Annotated in this window: 17 protein-coding genes; 9 read left to right on the top strand and 8 right to left on the bottom strand. The window is 71.4% G+C overall.

All coding sequences use genetic code 11. From position 1 onward, the window contains the following. Nucleotides 1-834, top strand: coding sequence for a MaoC family dehydratase N-terminal domain-containing protein (locus C4T42_RS05140; RefSeq protein WP_042669502.1), 834 nt, complete (start codon nt 1-3; stop codon nt 832-834). Between the two features lie 115 nt (nt 835-949). Here C4T42_RS05140 and C4T42_RS05135 read toward each other — a convergent pair whose 3' ends face one another. Both C4T42_RS05135 and ade read right to left on the bottom strand, forming a co-directional pair. Next, entirely contained in the window at nt 950-1,375 is a 426-nt protein-coding gene (locus C4T42_RS05135; protein ID WP_103984783.1) for an organic hydroperoxide resistance protein, read from the bottom strand. Nucleotides 1,376-1,460: 85 nt separating this feature from the next. Further along, nucleotides 1,461-3,182 carry an adenine deaminase gene (gene ade, locus C4T42_RS05130; RefSeq protein WP_103984782.1) on the bottom strand — a complete coding sequence of 574 codons (1,722 nt, stop codon included), beginning with the start codon at nt 3,180-3,182 and terminating at the stop codon, nt 1,461-1,463. A 127-nt stretch (nt 3,183-3,309) separates the two neighbouring features. On the opposite strand from ade, the gene ilvD reads away from it, so the two are divergent. Then, a complete protein-coding gene (gene ilvD, locus C4T42_RS05125) occupies nt 3,310-5,139 on the top strand; it encodes a dihydroxy-acid dehydratase (RefSeq protein WP_103984834.1) in 1,830 nt (609 codons plus the stop codon). On the opposite strand, the gene C4T42_RS05120 is transcribed toward ilvD, so the two are convergent. The 3 genes from C4T42_RS05120 to C4T42_RS05110 form a co-directional block, all read right to left on the bottom strand. Next, entirely contained in the window at nt 5,140-5,838 is a 699-nt protein-coding gene (locus C4T42_RS05120; protein ID WP_103984781.1) for a GDSL-type esterase/lipase family protein, read from the bottom strand. Between the two features lie 3 nt (nt 5,839-5,841). Beyond that, nucleotides 5,842-6,864: a lipase gene (locus C4T42_RS05115; protein ID WP_103984780.1), complete on the bottom strand. Its 1,023-nt coding sequence runs from the start codon at nt 6,862-6,864 to the stop codon at nt 5,842-5,844. A gap of 77 nt (nt 6,865-6,941) precedes the next feature. Continuing rightward, the gene (locus C4T42_RS05110) at nt 6,942-7,913 is read right to left on the bottom strand and encodes a GDP-L-fucose synthase (protein ID WP_020091962.1); all 972 of its coding nucleotides are present in this window, start codon (nt 7,911-7,913) and stop codon (nt 6,942-6,944) included. 321 nt (nt 7,914-8,234) lie between these two features. Between C4T42_RS05110 and C4T42_RS05105 the strand changes: the two genes are divergently transcribed. From C4T42_RS05105 to C4T42_RS32700, 4 genes are all read left to right on the top strand, one after another. Continuing rightward, nucleotides 8,235-9,701: a hypothetical protein gene (locus C4T42_RS05105; RefSeq protein WP_244603168.1), complete on the top strand. Its 1,467-nt coding sequence runs from the start codon at nt 8,235-8,237 to the stop codon at nt 9,699-9,701. Between the two features lie 74 nt (nt 9,702-9,775). Then, complete coding sequence (locus tag C4T42_RS05100) at nt 9,776-11,299, top strand: phytoene desaturase (RefSeq protein ID WP_020091964.1); 1,524 nt, start codon at nt 9,776-9,778, stop codon at nt 11,297-11,299. Then, a complete protein-coding gene (locus tag C4T42_RS05095; RefSeq protein ID WP_103984778.1) occupies nt 11,280-12,350 on the top strand; it encodes a phytoene/squalene synthase family protein in 1,071 nt (356 codons plus the stop codon). The genes C4T42_RS05100 and C4T42_RS05095 overlap by 20 nt, the downstream gene beginning before the upstream one ends. A gap of 22 nt (nt 12,351-12,372) precedes the next feature. Beyond that, nucleotides 12,373-12,501 carry a hypothetical protein gene (locus C4T42_RS32700; protein ID WP_020091966.1) on the top strand — a complete coding sequence of 43 codons (129 nt, stop codon included), beginning with the start codon at nt 12,373-12,375 and terminating at the stop codon, nt 12,499-12,501. A 50-nt stretch (nt 12,502-12,551) separates the two neighbouring features. Here the strand turns inward: C4T42_RS32700 and C4T42_RS05090 are convergent, their stop codons facing one another. Together C4T42_RS05090 and hemC are read right to left on the bottom strand one after the other, a co-directional pair. Further along, nucleotides 12,552-13,463 (bottom strand): PhzF family phenazine biosynthesis isomerase, encoded by a 912-nt coding sequence (locus tag C4T42_RS05090; RefSeq protein ID WP_103984777.1) that lies wholly within the window; start codon nt 13,461-13,463, stop codon nt 12,552-12,554. A 10-nt stretch (nt 13,464-13,473) separates the two neighbouring features. Continuing rightward, nucleotides 13,474-14,397 carry a hydroxymethylbilane synthase gene (gene hemC, locus C4T42_RS05085; RefSeq protein ID WP_020091968.1) on the bottom strand — a complete coding sequence of 308 codons (924 nt, stop codon included), beginning with the start codon at nt 14,395-14,397 and terminating at the stop codon, nt 13,474-13,476. Between the two features lie 183 nt (nt 14,398-14,580). Here hemC and C4T42_RS05080 point away from each other — a divergent pair, with 183 nt between their 5' ends. The 3 genes from C4T42_RS05080 (at nt 14,581) to C4T42_RS05070 (ending at nt 16,786) form a co-directional block, all read left to right on the top strand. After that, a complete protein-coding gene (locus C4T42_RS05080) occupies nt 14,581-15,501 on the top strand; it encodes a metallophosphoesterase (RefSeq protein ID WP_020091969.1) in 921 nt (306 codons plus the stop codon). 191 nt (nt 15,502-15,692) lie between these two features. Next, entirely contained in the window at nt 15,693-16,247 is a 555-nt protein-coding gene (locus C4T42_RS05075; RefSeq protein ID WP_020091970.1) for a TerB family tellurite resistance protein, read from the top strand. Between the two features lie 77 nt (nt 16,248-16,324). Beyond that, nucleotides 16,325-16,786 carry a hypothetical protein gene (locus C4T42_RS05070; protein WP_020091971.1) on the top strand — a complete coding sequence of 154 codons (462 nt, stop codon included), beginning with the start codon at nt 16,325-16,327 and terminating at the stop codon, nt 16,784-16,786. Nucleotides 16,787-16,824: 38 nt separating this feature from the next. Here C4T42_RS05070 and C4T42_RS05065 read toward each other — a convergent pair whose 3' ends face one another. Further along, nucleotides 16,825-18,357, bottom strand: a complete 1,533-nt coding sequence (locus C4T42_RS05065; RefSeq protein WP_020091972.1) for an acyl-CoA carboxylase subunit beta — start codon at nt 18,355-18,357, stop codon at nt 16,825-16,827. Nucleotides 18,358-18,397: the final 40 nt, after the last annotated feature.

Here is an 18,397-nt window from a genome sequence, read left to right as displayed (position 1 = left end):
ATGACCGATCTCAGCGCCTGGATCGGCCGCGCGCGGGACGCGTCCGACCTCGTCACGCCGCGCCTCCTCGCCGAGTTCCGCGCGACCTTCGCGCCGCACCTGGCGCCGGTCGCCGACGGGATCGCGCCGCCGGCCCTGCACTGGTGCCTCGCGCCCGAGACGCCGACGGCCGACTCCCTCGGGCCCGACGGCCACGCCGCCAAGGGCGGCTTCCTGCCCCCGGTGCCGCTGCCCCGGCGGATGTGGGCGGGGGGCGAGATCGAGACGCTCTCGGACCTGCGCGCGGGGGACACGGTCACGCGCACCGAGACCGTGCGGGACGTCGCCTTCAAGAGCGGGCGGAGCGGGAGCCTGTGCTTCGTCACCGTCGACCACACGGTCTCGACAGAACGGGGCGTCGCGATCCGCGACCGGCAGGATATCGTCTACCGCGAGGCGGCGGGCGCACAGACGGGAAGCGGCGCCGCGCCCGAGCGCGACGGTTCCGAATCCTACGCGGTGATCTGGGAGGTGCCGGCGACGCCGACGCTGCTGTTCCGCTACTCGGCGATGACATTCAACGGCCACCGCTTCCACTACGACCAGCCCTACGCGACGCGGGTGGAAGGCTACGCCGACCTCGTCGTGCACGGCCCGATGCAGGCGACGCTGCTGATGAACCTCGCCGCGACGCTCCTCGGACGCGTGCCGCGGACGTTCACGTATCGCGGCGTCGCGCCGATGACGGCGAACCAGGTGTTTCGGATCTGCGGGCGGGTCGCCGGGACGGCGTTCGAGGGTGTGACCCTCGACGCGGGGGGCCAGGTCTGCATGCGGGCCCGGGCCGACGGGTGAGCGGCCGCGGACGCTCGGTCCGCATCCGAGATCAGGCCGGGATCGGCACCGCCGTCGCGCCGCGGGCGGGAAAAAAGCGGCCCGCGGACGCGTCCGCGGGCCGGCCCCAGGGGGATCAGGCCAGCTTCAGGCCGACGTTGACGTTGCCGCGGGTCGCGTTGGAGTACGGGCAGACCTGATGGGCGGCGTCGACGAGCTTCTGCGCGTCGGCGCGGTCCAGGCCCGGGAGGCTGATGGTCAGGTCGGCGGTGATGCCGAAGCCGCCCTCGGAACGCGGGCCGATTCCGACGTCGGCGGTCACGGTGGTCTCGGCCGGAACCTTCAGCTGCAGCGACGGCGCGACGGCCTTCATGGCGCCGAGGAAGCAGGCCGAGTAGCCGGACGCGAAGAGCTGCTCCGGGTTCACGCCCGGACCACCCGCGCCGCCGAGCTCCTTCGGGGTCGAGAGCTTGACCTCGAAGCTGCCGTCGGCAGTCCGGGCGGCGCCGTCGCGGCCGCCGGTGGCCGTGGCGGTGGTACGGTACTTCACGTCTACGGGCATGGGACTCTCCGGTTTGGGGATGCCGCCGGCATGTAGGCGCCGACTCGCCTCCGCACAGTCCACTTAGATTGCGCGCAATCTAATTTCAAGGATCGATCAGCGCGAAGCGGTCGACATCGACGAGCCCACGATCGGTGATCTTCAGGTGGGGGATCACCGGCAGGGGCAGGAAGGCCACCTGCAGGAAGGGTTCGGGAAGGACGACCTCCAGGCTTCGCGCCGCGTCGCGCAAGGTTACGAGCGACCGGCGGATGGCGTCGAACGGCATGAGACTCATGAGCCCGGCGATCGGCAGCGCGATCTCGGCCAGCACCCGGCCGCCCTCGACCACCACGAAGCCGCCCTCGATCGCGCCGAGGCGGTTCACCGCCACGGCCATGTCGGCGTCGTCCGCCCCGACCACCGTGATGTTGTGGCTGTCGTGCCCGACCGACGAGGCGATGGCGCCGCGCTTGAGGCCGAACCCCTTCACGAACGCGACGCCGACGCCGCGCGCGCCCGGCTGTGTCCGGCCGTGGCGCTCGACCACCGCGACCTTGATGACGTCCTGGTCGAGGTCGATCCGGCGCTCGCCGCCGGAATAGGGCAGGGTCAGGTCGTGCCGCAGGGTGATGATCTTGCCGGGCACGACGCCGATCACCGGCGTCGACGGCCCGGAGCCCGGAGCGGCGAAGTCGGCGGCCGTCACGTGCCGCGCCCGCACGCTCCGGCGGCCGATCGGCTCGATCGACGCGCGCGCGTCGAAGAGCGCCGCGCCCACCGGCCGGCCCGCGCTGAGGACTTGCGACACGGCACAGGCGGCGAGATCGTCGAGCACCACGAGGTCGGCGCGCTGGCCGGGCGCGACGAGGCCCCGGTCGTGCAGCCCGAAGGCGTGGGCCGCCGACCAGGAGGCCGCCCGGTAGGCGGCCAGCGGCGGCACGCCGAGGGCGATGGCCGTGCGGATGACGAAGTCGAGGTGCCCCTCCTCGGCGATGTCGAGGGGATTCCGGTCGTCGGTGCAGAAGGCCAGGAACGGCGCCGTCCGCTCGGTCAGGATCGGCGCGAGGGCGTGCAGGTCCTTGCACACCGAGCCCTCGCGGATCAGCACGGTCATGCCCTTCGACAGCTTCTCGCGGGCCTCCTCGGGCGATGTCGCCTCGTGCTCGGTGCGGATGCCCGCCGCGATGTAGCCATTGAGGCCGAGGCCGCGCAGGAGCGGCGCGTGCCCGTCGATGTGCCGCCCCTGGAAGACCGCGAGCTTGTCCAGCACGCCCGGGTCGCCCGCCAGAACACCCGGGAAGTTCATGAACTCGGCGAGGCCGATCACCTTCGGGTGCGTCGCGAAGGGCAGGAGATCCTGCGCCTCGATCCGGGCGCCCGAGGTCTCCAGGTGGTCGGTGGCCGGCACGCAGGACGAGAGCTGCACCCGCAGATCCATCGCCAGCGTCTCGGAGGATCTGAGGAACCACGTGAAGGCGTCGGTGCCGAGCACGTTGGCCATCTCGTGCGGGTCGCAGATCCCGGTGGTGACGCCGTGCGGCAGGACGCACCGCTCGTATTCCTGCGGCGGCATCAGCGACGACTCGACGTGGAAATGCGTGTCGATGAAGCCCGGCACCACGATCTTCCCGGACGCGTCGATCTCCCGGGCGCCGCGATACTGCCCGAAGGTCCCGACGATCCGGTCGCCGCAGATCGCGATGTCGGAGGCGACGAGGTCGCCGGTGACGAGGTCGAGGAAGCGGCCGCCCTTCAGGACCAGATCGGCCTCGGCCTGGCCCTGACCCTGCGCGATCGCGCGCCGGAGGAAATCCACCTGTGTCATCGCGATCCGCCCCTCCCGCCTGCCATCCGCCAGAAGCATGCCACGGGTACCGGCCTCGCGGCGACGCTTGCGGATGCGCGGGCGCGGGCGCAGAAGCCCTTCACCTTTGAACCAGTCGAAGCTCTCGATGCCTGCCTATCGCTCACGCACCACCACCCACGGCCGCAACATGGCCGGTGCCCGCGGCCTCTGGCGCGCCACCGGCATGAAGGATTCGGATTTCGGCAAGCCGATCATCGCGGTGGTGAACTCTTTCACGCAGTTCGTGCCGGGCCACGTTCACCTCAAGGACCTCGGCCAGCTCGTCGCCCGGGAGATCGAGGCGGCCGGCGGCGTCGCCAAGGAGTTCAACACCATCGCGGTCGATGACGGGATCGCGATGGGCCACGATGGGATGCTGTACTCGCTGCCGTCCCGCGAGCTGATCGCCGATTCCGTCGAGTACATGGTCAACGCGCACTGCGCCGACGCGATTGTGTGCATCTCGAACTGCGACAAGATCACCCCCGGCATGCTGATGGCGACGCTGCGCCTCAACATCCCGACCGTCTTCGTCTCGGGCGGTCCGATGGAGGCCGGCAAGGTCCAGCTGCCGGGCATCGCCAGGAAGGTCGACCTCGTCGACGCGATGATCGCGGCGGCCGACGACCGGATCTCCGACGAGGACGTCGCCGTCATCGAGCGCTCCGCCTGCCCGACCTGCGGCTCCTGCTCGGGCATGTTCACGGCGAACTCGATGAACTGCCTCACCGAGGCGCTGGGTCTGGCGCTGCCGGGCAACGGCTCGGTGCTCGCCACCCACGCCGACCGCAAGCGCCTCTTCGTCGAGGCCGGCCACCTGATCGTCGATCTGGCCCGCCGCCACTACGAGCAGGACGACGCCAGCGTGCTGCCGCGCGCGGTCGCGAGCTTCCAGGCGTTCGAGAACGCCATGACCCTCGACATCGCCATGGGCGGCTCGACCAACACGGTGTTGCACCTGCTGGCCGCCGCCCACGAAGGCGAGGTGCCCTTCACCATGGCCGACATCGACCGGCTGTCCCGGCGGGTGCCGGTGCTGTGCAAGGTCGCCCCGGCGGTGGCCAACGTCCACATGGAGGACGTCCACCGGGCGGGCGGCATCATGGGGATCCTGGGCGAGCTCGACCGGGCCGGCCTGATCGACACCGGCGTCGGCAACGTCTCGGCCGGGACGCTCGGCGGGGCGCTCGCCCGCTGGGACGTGCGCGGCGAACCGGCCGCCTCGGTCCAGACCTTCTACCGCGCGGCCCCGGGCGGCGTGCCGACCCAGGTGGCGTTCAGCCAGGAATCGCGCTTCGACGCGCTCGACCTCGACCGGGAGGGCGGCGTCATCCGCGACGCGGCGCACGCCTACTCGCAGGATGGCGGCCTCGCCGTGCTCTACGGCAATCTCGCCGAGCAGGGCTGCATCGTGAAGACCGCGGGCGTCGACGCCTCGATCCTGACCTTCACGGGCACCGCCCGCGTGTTCGAGAGCCAGGACGCGGCCGTCGACGGCATCCTCAACGGCAAGGTCACGGCCGGCGAGGTGGTGCTGATCCGCTACGAGGGCCCCCGCGGCGGCCCCGGCATGCAGGAGATGCTCTACCCAACGAGCTACCTGAAATCGAAGGGTCTGGGTAAGGCCTGCGCTCTCGTCACCGACGGACGATTCTCCGGCGGGTCGTCGGGCCTGTCCATCGGGCACGTCTCGCCCGAGGCGGCCGAGGGCGGCCTCATCGGCCTCGTGCGGGACGGCGACCGGATCGCCATCGACATCCCGAACCGGCGCATCCACCTCGATGTCGAGACGGCGGAGCTCGACCAGCGGCGGGCCGCCCAGGAGGCGGCGGGCTGGCAGTCGGCGAAGCCGCGCAAGCGGAAGGTGAGCGCGGCCCTGCGCGCCTACGCCATGCTCACGACGAGCGCGGCGCACGGCGCGGTGCGCCGGGTTTGATCAGCGGAGTTCGAGGACCAGGGCGGCGATGGCGGCCAACAGGGCCGCCGCCGCCACCGCGGCGCCGATGAGGCGCGCGCGGACGGACCGGGCCGTGTTCGCGGGCGAACCGTTCACCGACAGGGCAGGGGCGGATGGGGCATCCGGGATGCGCCCCAGCGCCCGGAGCATCAACGGTTCGATCGCCGCGTATCCGGCCGGGCTCAGGTGGAGCCCGTCCGTCCCGTAATCCGGCCGGAGCCCGCCGGACTCGGACACCAGCACGGCGTGGTAATCGATGAACGTCGCGCCGTGCTCGTGGGCGTGGTCCCGGAGCCACGCGTTGACCGCAGCGATCATGGCGGGGGCGTCCCGCACCTCCGAGTTCCACGGGATGCCGTCCACCGGCGTGAGCGAGCCGATCCAGGCCTTCACGCCCAGGGCGCGGGCCTCGTCGAGCATGCCGGCGAGCGTGCGGCAGATCTCCTCGACCGGGACGAAGACACCCTCGTTGCGGCCGATATCGTTGACGCCGCACAGGAGATGCACGCCCCGGGCGCCGGTCTCCGCGAGGTCGCGGGCGAACCGCATGGTGATCCAGCGCGCCGTCTGGCCGGAGCCGCCACGGGGGATGAGGCCGTAGGCCTCGAAAGTGCCGGCCCGGTGGAAGCCCCAGAGCTCCGTGATCGAGTCGCCGACGAAGACGATCGGTTCGGCCATGGCTCAGGCGGCCGTCGCCGCCCCGACCGTCTCGACCACCTCCGCCTGGAGACGGTCGGCCATCACTTTGCGCCCCTCCGAAGTCACGTGGACGATGTCGGTGAACAGGGCACGGGTGTCGGCCTCGAACAGCCGGCTCAGGTTCCGCGCCGCGAAGGCCCGGTCGGCCGTGTCCAGCCGCCCGAGGACATTCTCGAAGCGCTCGTACTGGCGGTCGAGATAGGCGAGGAACGCGCCGGACGCGGCGCCGGCCTCCGCACCCGCGAGCGTCCCCTTGCGGACGACCGTCGGCTGCAGGAGAAACCGGACCGGCGCGCCGATCCCGGGCGCGAGCCGCGCGAGGCGCCTGAGCGCCAGCTCGAACTGCCGCACCACCTCCCATTCCCAGATGTCGGACTGCCAGTTCGTGAGCGCGCGCAGGTTCTCGAGGCGATTGAAGATCATCGCCTGCAGGCCGTCATACGACAGGTCCTCCGCGTCCTCGGCGGATTTCCTCGGGTCGAAGAAGTAGTCGTAGAGGCTCTCGTTCGCGAAGTGATTGTAGGGAACGCCGGCCCGCGGATCGAAGCTCCAAGGCTGGAAGATGTCGGTCGCGCCGCCGACCACCAGGATGACGTCGGGCTGCAGGTCCATCAGCCGCGTCGTGATCAGGGCGATCATCTGGTTGAGACAGGCCGAGACCGCGCCGAAATTGTAGACCCGCGCGCCGGGCCCGTGCGCCTGCTTCAGCCCGGTCTCCAGCCGTCCGGGCACGGTGTCGGCGAAGACCTGGCCGTCGATCAGCGTGCTGTCGCCGACGACGAAGACCCGCAGCGTCTCGGAGGGCGGCCGCGCGTCCGCGTGCGCGTCGTTGCGATACCCGAGGGCGTCGTAGCGCCAGCCCTGACCGGACGCCTCGGTCAGAGGCTTCCCGGCGAACTGCGCGTAGGGCGCGGGGAACCGGCTGTTCGCGTCGAAATTCTGGAAGCTCTGCAGGAACTTCCGCCGTCGCGCGTCCGCGCTGTCGTCGGGCGGCCGGTGGGCCATGGTCCGTCTCCTCGCCGGGCGGATGCCCGGTGGCTGTGCGATGGTCGGTGAGCCGGGCGGCGCGACGGCGGGCCCGGTCAGCTCCGCAGCGTCGCGTGGTTCTCCAGGAACCAGCCGTAGGTCTGGCGCAGGCCGTCCTCGAGGGCGATCTCCGGTCGCCAGCCCATCGCCCGCAGCCGCGACACGTCCATCAGCTTGCGCGGCGTGCCGTCCGGCTTGGTCGCGTCGAACGCCAGCTCGCCCGCGTAGCCGATCACCCGCGCGAGCGCCTCGGCGAGCTGACGGATGGTGCAGTCCTCACCCGTCCCGACGTTGATGTGCGACAGGTCGGGGCGCGTGTTCGCGGCGTAGACCGCGTCGTCCATCTCCATCACGTAGACGCTGGCCCGCGCCATGTCGTCGACGTGCAGGAACTCGCGCATCGCCCGGCCGGTGCCCCAGACCGTGACCTTCGCCAGACCCTCCCGCTTCGCCTCGTGGAAGCGGCGCATCAGCGCCGGCAGCACGTGGGCGTTCTCGGGATGGAAGTTGTCGTTCGGGCCGTAGAGGTTCGTCGGCATCACGCTGCGATAGCGGCGCCCATACTGGCGGTTGTAGCTCTCGCACATCTTGATCCCCGCGATCTTGGCGATCGCGTAGGGCTCGTTGGTCGGCTCGAGCAGCCCGGTCAGCAGGGCGTCCTCGCGCATCGGCTGGGGCGCGAGCTTCGGGTAGATGCAGGACGAGCCCAGGAACAGCAGCCGGTCGACGCCGTGCGTGTGCGCGGCGTCGATCAGGTTCGACTGGATCAGCAGGTTTTCGTGGATGAACTCGGCCGGGTAGGTGTTGTTGGCGTGGATACCGCCGACGCGCGCGGCGGCGAGGTAGACCTGGTCGATGCGGTTCTCGGCGAAGAAGCGCCGGACCGCGGCCTGATCGAGGAGGTCGAGGGTCCGGCGGTCGGCCGTGAGGATCCGCTCGTGACCGAGCTCACGCAGGCGACGCACGATCGCCGAGCCCACCATGCCGCGATGGCCCGCCACGAAAATGGTCTGACCTCGACCGTCCATCACGCGTCCGTTCCCTGCCGAAAGCTCGGATTTCCAAGCCCCTATAGCCCCTTTGCGGCGCGATATCGCCGCGCAAACACGCGTTTTCTGAGGCGGGCCACGGGGCGCGCGCCGGCCTCCGCGAACCGCGTCATTGTACGGGAAACGACGAAACCAAATACAACTGAAAGTTAGCGTTAATCATTCTACCAGAAGCTGCATCTCGTTCCTGCTTGCCGACCAACGGGTTGCAGGGCCGGATCGGAATCGCTCCCCGGCCGCGCAGCAATGGAGTTCCAGATGCGTCCCTTGACCGTCGTCCCGGTTACGCCGCGGACTGCGATGATCGCTGTCATCCGTCCGGGCGCCGCCCGCGCGATCCCGATCGCGGCCGGGCTCCTGCTCTGCACGGCCCTGGCGACGCCCGCCCAGGCGCAGCTCCTGCGCGGCGCGCTGGATACAACCACGAATGGCATCCTCGGCACCGGGCTCACGATCGGCACGAGCAGCCCCGGCGGCGGCGTGCTCGGAACCGGCCTCAATGTCGGCACGACGAGCGGCGGGCTTCTCGGCACCGGCGTCACGGTCGGTACCACTGATCCCGGCACCGGCGTGCTGGGGACCGGCCTCAACGTAGGAACCACCGGCGGGGGTGTGCTCGGGACCGGCGTGCTCGTCGGCACGACCGGTCCGGGAGACGGGCTGCTCGGCACCGGCCTGACCCTGGGAACCGCGGGAGGGACCGGAACGGGCGGCTGCGGCACATGCGGCGGCACCGGCGGGGGTGGGACCGGCGGAGGCGGAACCGGTGGTGGTGGTACCGGTGGCGGGTCCAATCAGGGCATCTACATCATCACCGGCAACGTGACGCAGTCCCAGGGGCAGACCGTCATCAACGAACTGAGGCTCTCGCAGCTCACGAGCGTCACGGGCGTCGCCGCCAACAACACCAGCAACCAGGCCGCGCCGATCGCCGTCGGCAGCGACGCGCTGGCGGTGGGCTACGGTTCGAGCGCAGCCGGGACGGCCTCGACCGCGGTCGGCACGGGCGCCAGCGCCGCCAACACCGGCAGCGTCGCCCTCGGCTACGCGGCCAGCGCGCAGGGCCTCGGCGGAACGGCCATCGGCACGGCCTCCGCGGCGTCCGGAGCCGGCAGCACCGCCCTGGGCTTCGTCGCCGGCGCGACCGGGACCGGATCCACCGCCATCGGCGCGGCCGCCTCGGCGGCTGGCAACAACAGCGTCGCGCTCGGCAACGGGGCGGCCGCCAACCAGGCCAACACGATCGCGATCGGCGCGAACGTGAAGACGACCCAGGCCAACCAGGTCGCGATCGGCAATTCCGCGAACACCTACACGCTGGCCGGCATCGCCTCGCAGGCGAGCGCCTCCGCCCAGAGCGGAGCGACGGCCTTCGTGACCACGGACGCGAACGGTAACCTCGCGGCCTCGGCCTACGGACCGTCGACGATCGCCGGCCTCGGCAACCGGATCGATTCGGTGCAGGCGCAGGTCAACAACCTGGAAGCCAAGACCGACTCGGTCCAGCGCTACGCCATCCAGACCCGCAAGGAGGCCCGGCAGGGCGTCGCCATGGCCATCGCGATGGCGACCGCGCCGATGCCGTCGGCGCCGGGCAAGACGACCTGGGCCACCAACGGGGCGACCTACCGGGGCGAGTGGGCGGGCGGCCTCGCTGTGGCGCACCGGTTGCCGACCTGCTGCGTCCCGATCGCGGTGACCGCCGGCGTGGCCTACGGCGGCGACAACGCCGTCGGTGTCCGCGCCGGCCTCGCGGGCGAGTTCTGACGCGACCATAGCCGCCAGGGACGCGCACGATTTCGTCCTTGCGCGGCGGGAAAGGACCGCGATAGTGTCAAGCAATGCTGACACTCGCGGTCGACCATCGGGTTGCGCAAGAGATCGATCGGCGCCCGCACGCCGTCGTGGTCGGCTCGGGCTTCGGCGGTCTCGCCGCGGCGGTCCGGCTGGGCGCGCGCGGCTATCGCGTCACCGTCTTGGAGCGCCTCGCGCAGCCCGGGGGACGGGCCCGCGTCCACCGGCAGGACGGCTTCACCTTCGACGCCGGTCCGACCATCGTCACCGCGCCCCAGCTCTTCGAGGAGTTGTGGCAGCTCGCCGGCCGCAGGCTCGCCGACGACGTGACGCTGGTGCCGATGGATCCGTTCTACCGGATCCGCTTCGCCGATGGCACGTCCTTCGCCTACAGCGGCGACGTGGACCGGATGCGCGCCGAGGTGGCCCGCTTCGCGCCGGACGACGTCGCGGGGTACGAGCGCTTCATGGCGCACAGCCGCGCCGTCTGCCGGATCGGGTTCGAGCAGCTCGGACACGTGCCGTTCGGCAGCGTCGGCGCGATGCTCAAGATCGCGCCCGACCTGCTGCGCCTCTCGGGACACCGCTCGGTGCACGACGTGGTGGCGCGCTTCATCCGCGACGAGCGGCTGCGCACGGTCTTCAGCTTCCATCCGCTCCTGATCGGCGGCAACCCGTTCCGGGCCAGCGCCATCTACTGCCTGATCGCCGACCTCGAGCGGCGCTGGGGCGTTCACTTCGCGATGGGCGGTACGGGGCAGCTGGTCGACGGGCTGGTGCGGCTGATCCGGTCGCAGGGCGGCCGCCTGCGCCTCGGCGTCGAGGTCGCGCGCATCCGGGTCGAGGCGGGGGCGGCCACCGGCGTCGACCTGACCAGCGGCGAGACGATCGCGGCCGACGTCGTGGTGTCCAACGCCGATTCGGCCGTGACGCACGCGCGCCTGCTTCCGGAGGCGCAGCGCTGGAGCCCGGGGCGGTTCCAGCGGGCCCGCTCGTCGATGGGACTGTTCGTCTGGTACTTCGGCACCAAGCGGCGCTACCCGGCGGTGGATCACCACACGATCCTGCTCGGGCCCCGATACCGCGGCCTGCTCGCCGACATCTTCGACCGCAAGGTGCTGGCCGAGGACGCGAGCCTCTACCTGCATCGTCCGACCGCCACCGATCCGAGCCTCGCCCCGCCGGGATGCGACGCCTTCTACGTGCTGGCCCCGGTGCCGAACCTCGCGGGCGGCCAGGATTGGCAGACCCTCGCCGAACCGTACCGGCGCCGGATCGCCGCCCTGCTCGAGGCGAGCGTGATGCCCGGCCTGTCGGAGGCCATCGTGACCTCGAAGGTGACGACGCCGCTGGATTTCCAGGACGATTTCCTGAGCTACCGGGGCTCCGGATTCGGCCTGGAGCCGGTGCTGACGCAATCGGCCTGGTTCCGTCCGCACAACCGGTCGAGCGCAGTCCGCAACCTCTACCTCGTGGGGGCCGGCACGCATCCGGGGGCCGGCCTCCCCGGGGTGCTGTCCTCCGCCCGCATCCTCGACAGCGTGGTCCCCGATGCCCGCGTTACCGCCTGAATTCGCCGCCGCGGCCGACCGGACCGCCTGCCGGATGGCGATCCGGGCCGGCTCGAAGAGCTTCTTCGCGGCCGGCCAGCTGCTGCCGGCCGACATGCGCGAGGCGGCTTACGGCCTCTACGCCTTCTGCCGGCTGTCCGACGATCTCGTCGACGATGCGGCGAGCCCGGCCGACCGGCGCGGCGCCGTGGCGCGTCTCGAGACCCGGATCGGCCAGGCCTATGCGGGCCGTCCCGCCGACGCCCCGGCGGACCGCGCCTTCGCGGAGATCGTCGCGGCCCACGCGATTCCGGAAGCGCTGCCGCGCGCGCTGATCGAGGGCTTCGCCTGGGACGCCGAGGGCCGGCGCTACGCCGATCTCGGGGCGCTCCACGCCTACGCTGCCCGGGTCGCGGGCTCGGTCGGGGCGATGATGTCCCTGATCATGGGGACCCGCTGTCCCGACGCGCTGGCCCGCGCCTGCGATCTCGGCGCCGCGATGCAGCTCACCAACATCGCGCGCGACGTCGGCGAGGACGCGCGGATGGGCCGCCTCTACCTGCCACTGGACTGGATGCGGGAGGCGGGGCTCGATCCGGACGCGTTCCTCGCCGATCCGCGGCCGAGCCCGGCCCTGGCCGGCGTGGTGGCCCGCCTCCTCGCCGAGGCGGACAGCCTCTACGCGCGCGCCGAGGCGGGCATCGCGGTGCTGCCACGCGGCTGCCGGCCCTCGATCCGGGCGGCGGGGCTGATCTACGCCGAGATCGGCCGGGTCGTCGCGGCGCAGGGCTACGATTCGGTCCGCCACCGCGCCCGGGTCACGACGGCGCGGAAGCTCGCCCTGATCGTCCGCGCGATCCGAACGCCCGCGGACGCGGCCGGCCTCGGCGCGGCCCCGCTTCCCGAGACGGCGTTCCTGATCGAGGCCGTGGCGGCCGAGCCGGTCCTGCCGATGCGCGCGCGCCCGGCGCTGCGGCCCTGGTGGGACGTCGGCGGCCGGGTCGTGCACGTCCTCGACCTGATCGAGCGGATGCGCGAGCGCGAGGCGTTCGGCCGCTCCGCACCGTCCTGATCGACGCGGCGGAGGCTCATCGGTGCGCGACGGGCTGTTCGCCGCCCTCGATATCGGACTCGTCTTCGCCCTGGCGCTGGGTGTCGGGGTCTGGCAGCTCATCGCGGTCCGCCGCAGCATCCGCCGCGACCGGGACGGCAAGGCGGATTGAGGCCACGGTTACCGACGGCGGCCTCCGGGCCGTGACGGCGCGGTGAGCCACTACCCCGCGATCCGGCCGCCCTCATCCGTCGCGGTCACGCGGTCGGCGGATTCGGCGAGCGCGACGTCGCCCTCCAGCAGGCACCCGACCGGGCGGCCGTCCACGAAGCCGAGCCGCACCCGGATCTCGGACAGGCGGCCCATAGCCCGACCCTGTAGGATCCGGATCGGACGGTCGTCCGGCTCGATGAGGCCGTCCTGCAACAGCCCGAAGGCCAGGGCTGCGGCCGCGATGCCCGTGGCGGCGTCCTCGGGATAGCCGGAGGCGCGGGGAAACTGCCGCGCCTCGAACAGCCGGGCCGGGCCGTCGAGCACGGCGTAGGGGTAGAGCCCGGTCGACCCGATCCGCGTGCAGGCAGCCTCGACGGCATCGCTTGCGGGCGCGAGGGCGTTCAGCGCCGCCGAGTCGCGCATCGGCACGAGCGTCTTGATCCGGGACGTCACAGCGTTGTGGACCGGCCGCGCAGCGAGGGCGTCGCGCCCGATTCCGAGCGCCGCTTGAGCTGCGGCGCTCTGCTCGTCCGTCAGGGGCCGCACGCGGCCGACCGACTGCGTGATCGCGACGCTCCAAGCATCCGCGCCGCGCGGGCTGACGAACCCCGTTACGGAACCGCTGCCGGTGGCGATGCGGACCGACCCGTCCGGGAGGCGCCCCTCGCGGGCGAGCACCCACAGGACGCCGATCGTGGCGTGGGCGCACATCTCCATCTCGTGGTTCGGCACGAAGAAGCGGAGGTGCAGATCGTGGGCCGGGTCATCGGCCGGCAGCGCGAAGCCCGATTCGTGGCCGTACCGCCGGGCGACGCCCCGCATGGCCTCCGCGTCGAGGGCCCGCGCGTCGGAGACGACGGGACAGGGATTGCCGCCCGTGCCGGCGTGCGTGAAGACGTCGACCACAGTCACGCGGGGCATCGGCCGGCCCTCACTGGAGGTGGCGGGTATAGGTGTCGCCGGCCGCCGCCTTGAGGGCCGCGCCCGCCTCGCGGCCGATCCGCTCCGCCTCCGCGACGGGTCCCTGCCGGGACGCCGCCCAGTGGCGGCTGCCGTCGGGCAGGAACAGCAGCCCGTCGATCCGCAGAGTGTCCCCGTCGATCTGCGCCAGGGCGGCGATGGGCGTCCGGCAGGATCCGTCGAGTTCCGCGAGCAGCGCCCGCTCGGCCGAGACCGCGATGGTGGTCCGCGCGCAGGCGATGGGCGCCAGGAGGTCGCGGATCGCCGCGTCGTCCGAGCGGCACTCGATGCCCAGGGCGCCCTGCGCCACGGCCGGCAGCATCTCCTCGACCGACAGGACGCTGCGCGCCATGCTCTCCAGGCCGAGGCGCTCCAGGCCCGCGATGGCGAGGAGCGTCGCGTCGCACTCGCCGGCCTCGAGTTTGCGCATCCGGGTGTTGGCGTTGCCCCGCAGCGGGACCACTCGGAGATCGGGCCGTCGCATCAGCACCTGCGCGCCGCGGCGGAGCGACGAGGTCCCGACCCGGGCGCCGGCCGGCAGCCCCGCCAGTCCGTCGGCGTGCGGCGACAGGAACGCGTCCCGCGGGTCGTCGCGCGCGAGGATGCAGGCGATGGTGAGACCGTCGGGGAGCCAGGTCTCCACATCCTTCATCGAATGCACGGCGACGTCGACCTCGCCGGCGAACAGGGCCTGCTCGAGTTCCTTGGTGAACAGGCCCTTGCCGCCGATCTCGGACAGGGGCCGGTCCAGGATCTTGTCGGCCACGGTGGTCACGACCACCAGCTCGGTCTCGAGGCCCGGATTGGCCGCCACGATCCGGTCGCGCACCATCCCGGTCTGCGCGAGCGCCATCGGAGAGCCGCGGGTGCCGATGCGCAGGGGGCGGTTCAACATCTGTTCCGGATCGCTTCGCTGGACGAGACACTGCCTTATAGACCGAGCGCGGCGGCAGGCCACATTCCGTCAACCGGTTTCGGGCCAGGGTCTCGCGGCCGTGAAGGCGGCCCGCCCCGCTTTCGCCGGACTGCGCGCCTAGCGGGACCCCGGCGGGTTCTGGAGCCTACAGGTCTTATCGCGATGCTGATCATGCCGAGCCGCCGGCAGTTCCTGACCGGGCTCGGCGTGGGCGCCGGCCTCACCGCCGCGACGGGCGTCTACGCCTTCGACGTCGAGCCGCTGCACCGGCTCGTGGTCACGTCCTACGCGCCGTCCCTGCCGCGCTGGGATCCGGCGCTGCGCCTGCGGGTGGCGGTGCTGGCGGATTTCCACATCTGCGAGCCGTACATGCCGTTCGACCGGGTGGCGGAGATCGTCGCGGCCACCAACGCCCTCGCGCCCGATCTGGTCCTGCTGCTCGGCGACTACCCGGCCGGGCGCATCGCGTGGCGCAAGCTGCCGCTCGACCAGTTCGCCCGGATGATGACGGAGCTGAAGGCGCCCCTCGGCACGCACGCGATCCTCGGCAACCACGATTGGTGGGACGACCACGCCGTCCAGCGGGCCGGCCGCGGCGTTCCGGCGGTGCGGCGCCTGCTGGAGGCGCAGGGCATCCCGGTCCTGGAGAATCAGGCCGTGCGCCTCGTGAAGGACGGGCGGCCGTTCTGGCTGGCCGGGCTCGGCGACCAGCTGCCGTTCCTCAACGCGTGGAGCACGTTCAGCCTGGCCGACCTGCCGCGAACGCTGCGAGCGGTCACGGACTCGGCGCCCGTGATCCTGATGGCCCACGAACCCGACATCTTCGTCTCCGTGCCCGACCGCGTCTCGCTGACCCTCGCCGGCCACACCCATGGCGGCCAGGTCCGGCTGTTCGGCCACGCCCCCGCCATCCGGAAGGTGCGCGGCCACGATTACTCCTACGGCCACATCGTCCAGGACGGCCGCCACATGATCGTCTCGGGCGGTTTCGGGATGAGCCGGATCCCAGTGCGGATGGGCGTCCCTCCGGAGATCGTCCTCCTCGAGCTCGGCACGTCGGACGCGTCCGCGACCGCCAGCTGAGCACGCGAGCGCGTCACGCGGACGCCGACGGTCGCCGCATCGGTGAAGTAGATCCGGGTCGCGCACAATGGATGTGTCGCCTGCGCGCGCGATCTTGCAAGTCACAGCGGTCATTCGCAGGCATTGACGCGGGTTTGACACACCGAGATGTGCGTGAGAGCGTCCCGCGTCGATTCGATCTGGGGACGCTCATGCCGATCCTGCTCGGCCTCATCGGGATCATCGTCGCGGGACTGTTCTGGATCTTGCGGACGCACGGAGCCGTCAAGGGCCTGCAGGAGGTCAACCGGGACACGAAGGGGCTTCAGCGCCGCGCCGTCTCGACCTTCCAGAACCTCGTGGGGACGCCGTTGCAGCGCGTCCGCGACCCGCGCCTGGCGGCGGTGATCCTGATGATTCAGCTGGTCCGGACCGGCAGCCCCCTCACCGCCAGCGAGAAGACGCGGATCCTCGAATACATGGAGCGTCCGCTCGAGGTGGATCGGATCTCGGCCACCTTCGAGCGGGCCTGGGGCTACACGCAGGCGCGTCTCCCGTTCTCGCAGGTCGCCGACGCCCTGGCGCCGCTTCTGCGCGACGCGCTGACGGTGGCCGAGCGGGGCGAGCTGATCGCGATGCTGACCCAGGTGGCCAGCGCGCATTCCCCGCCCAGCGAGTTGCAGCGGGAGGGCATCGCCCGCCTCAAGCGGCGCCTGCTCGTCGGCGAGGGACCCGTCCTGGTCAGGGGACGAGGCGAATCCGCCTGATCCGCATCGGGGTGGGGCAAGGCGCGCCGGAACGCCGCGCCGCTCGCCTTTCCGGACCGCTGCGCTACCTCGCGGGCATGCGCGCGCTTCTGCCTCTCCTCGTCTTCACCGCCCTTTCGGCCGGCGCCGGCCCCGTCCGGGCACAGTCCTGCGACGCGCTCGTCGACAAGGTCACGGCCGAGACGGCGGCCAAGACGGCCGAGCGCCGGAGCGACTACGCGAGCTTCACGGCCGGTCCGGACATGACCCTGACGCTGGCCTGCGGCGGGCCAGACTTGTCCTCTGTGGGCGCGCAGTTTCGCGGCGCGAACCCGCCCGACCGCTACTACGACCTGTTCGGGCAGGCCGGGCACGCGGTGACCGGCATCGATGCCGCCGTGATCACCGAGGCCGCGCACCGGGCCCAGGCGACGGCCACGAAGCTCAGGCACAGCAACGTCGATCTCGGCGGGGCCCGGGTCACCTGCTCGGCGATGGTGTCGCCCGACAAGGGCCCGCTGACGCTGTGCGCGGTGATCGAGAACAGCAACCGCAGCTGAGTCCGGCGGCGGCGCGGCCGCCGGCCCGTGCGCCCGCCTCAGAGCGGGATGTTGTCGTGCTTCTTCCAGGGCTGCTCCATCTTCTTGGTGCGGAGCATCCCGAGGGCCTTGGCGATCCGGCGGCGGGTCGAGTGCGGCATGATCACCTCGTCGATGTAGCCGCGCTCGGCCGCCACGAAGGGCGAGAGGAACCGGTCCTCGTACTCGCCGGTGCGCGCCGCGATCTTCTCCGGGTCACCGATCTCGCTGCGGAAGATGATCTCGACCGCGCCCTTCGCGCCCATCACGGCGATCTGCGCCGTCGGCCACGCGTAGTTCACGTCCGCACCGACGTGCTTCGACGCCATGACGTCGTAGGCGCCGCCGAAGGCCTTGCGGGTGATGATCGTGACCAGCGGCACCGTCGCCTGCGAGTAGGCGAAGAGCAGCTTGGCGCCGTGCTTGATCAGGCCGCCGTATTCCTGCGCCGTGCCCGGCAGGAAGCCCGGCACGTCCACGAAGGTGACGATCGGGATGCCGAAGGCGTCGCAGTAGCGCACGAAGCGCGCGGCTTTCCGCGAGGCGTCCGAATCGAGCACGCCCGCGAGCACCAGCGGCTGGTTGGCCACGAAACCGACGGTCCGGCCCTCGATCCGGCCGAACCCGGTGATGATGTTGCGCGCGTAGGCGGACTGGATCTCGAAGAAGTCGCCCTCGTCCACCACGCGGCGGATCAGCTCGCCCATGTCGTAGGGCTTGTTCGGGTTGTCCGGGATCAGCGTGTCGAGGGACGCGTCGATCCGATTGACGTCGTCGAAGCTCTCCAGCTCCGGCACGCCGTCGATGTTGTTCGCCGGAAGGAAGTCGAGGAGGCGGCGGATCTGGAGGATCGCCTCGACGTCGTTCTCGAAGGACCCGTCGGCGATCGACGACTTGGTGGTGTGGACCTTGGCGCCGCCGAGTTCCTCGGCGGTCACGACCTCGTTGGTGACGGTCTTCACCACGTCGGGGCCGGTCACGAACATGTAGCTCGTGTCGCGAACCATGAAGATGAAGTCGGTCATGGCCGGCGAGTAGACGTCGCCGCCCGCGCAGGGACCCATGATCACCGAGATCTGCGGGATGACGCCCGAGGCCATGACGTTGCGGCGGAACACCTCGCCGTAGCCGCCGAGCGCCGCGACGCCCTCCTGGATGCGCGCGCCGCCGGCGTCGAAGATACCGATGATCGGGGCGCGCATCTTCAGCGCCATGTCCTGAACCTTCACGATCTTCTGGGCATGCGCCTCGGACAGCGAGCCGCCGAACACCGTGAAGTCCTTCGAGAAGAGGAAGACCGTGCGGCCGTTGATCGTGCCCCAGCCGGTCACGACGCCGTCGCCGGGGATCTTCTGCTTCTCCATGCCGAAATCGGTGGAGCGGTGCTGCACGAACATGTCGAACTCCTCGAACGACCCGTGGTCGAGGAGGAGTTCGATGCGCTCGCGCGCCGTCAGCTTGCCGCGCTTGTGCTGGGCCTCGACGCGCTTCTCACCGCCGCCGAGCCGGGCCTGCGCCCGCCGCTCTTCGAGCTTGTCGAGGATGTCCTTCATGGCTGTTCCCGCCCTTCCCCTGCCTGTGACCTGCGACCCG

It is taken from the genome of Methylobacterium sp. 190mf, from assembly GCF_900107945.1.
Classification (GTDB): Bacteria; Pseudomonadota; Alphaproteobacteria; order Rhizobiales; family Beijerinckiaceae; genus Methylobacterium.
Note: the sequence above shows the minus strand (reverse complement) of the source record. Positions and strands in the feature narration are given on the sequence as shown.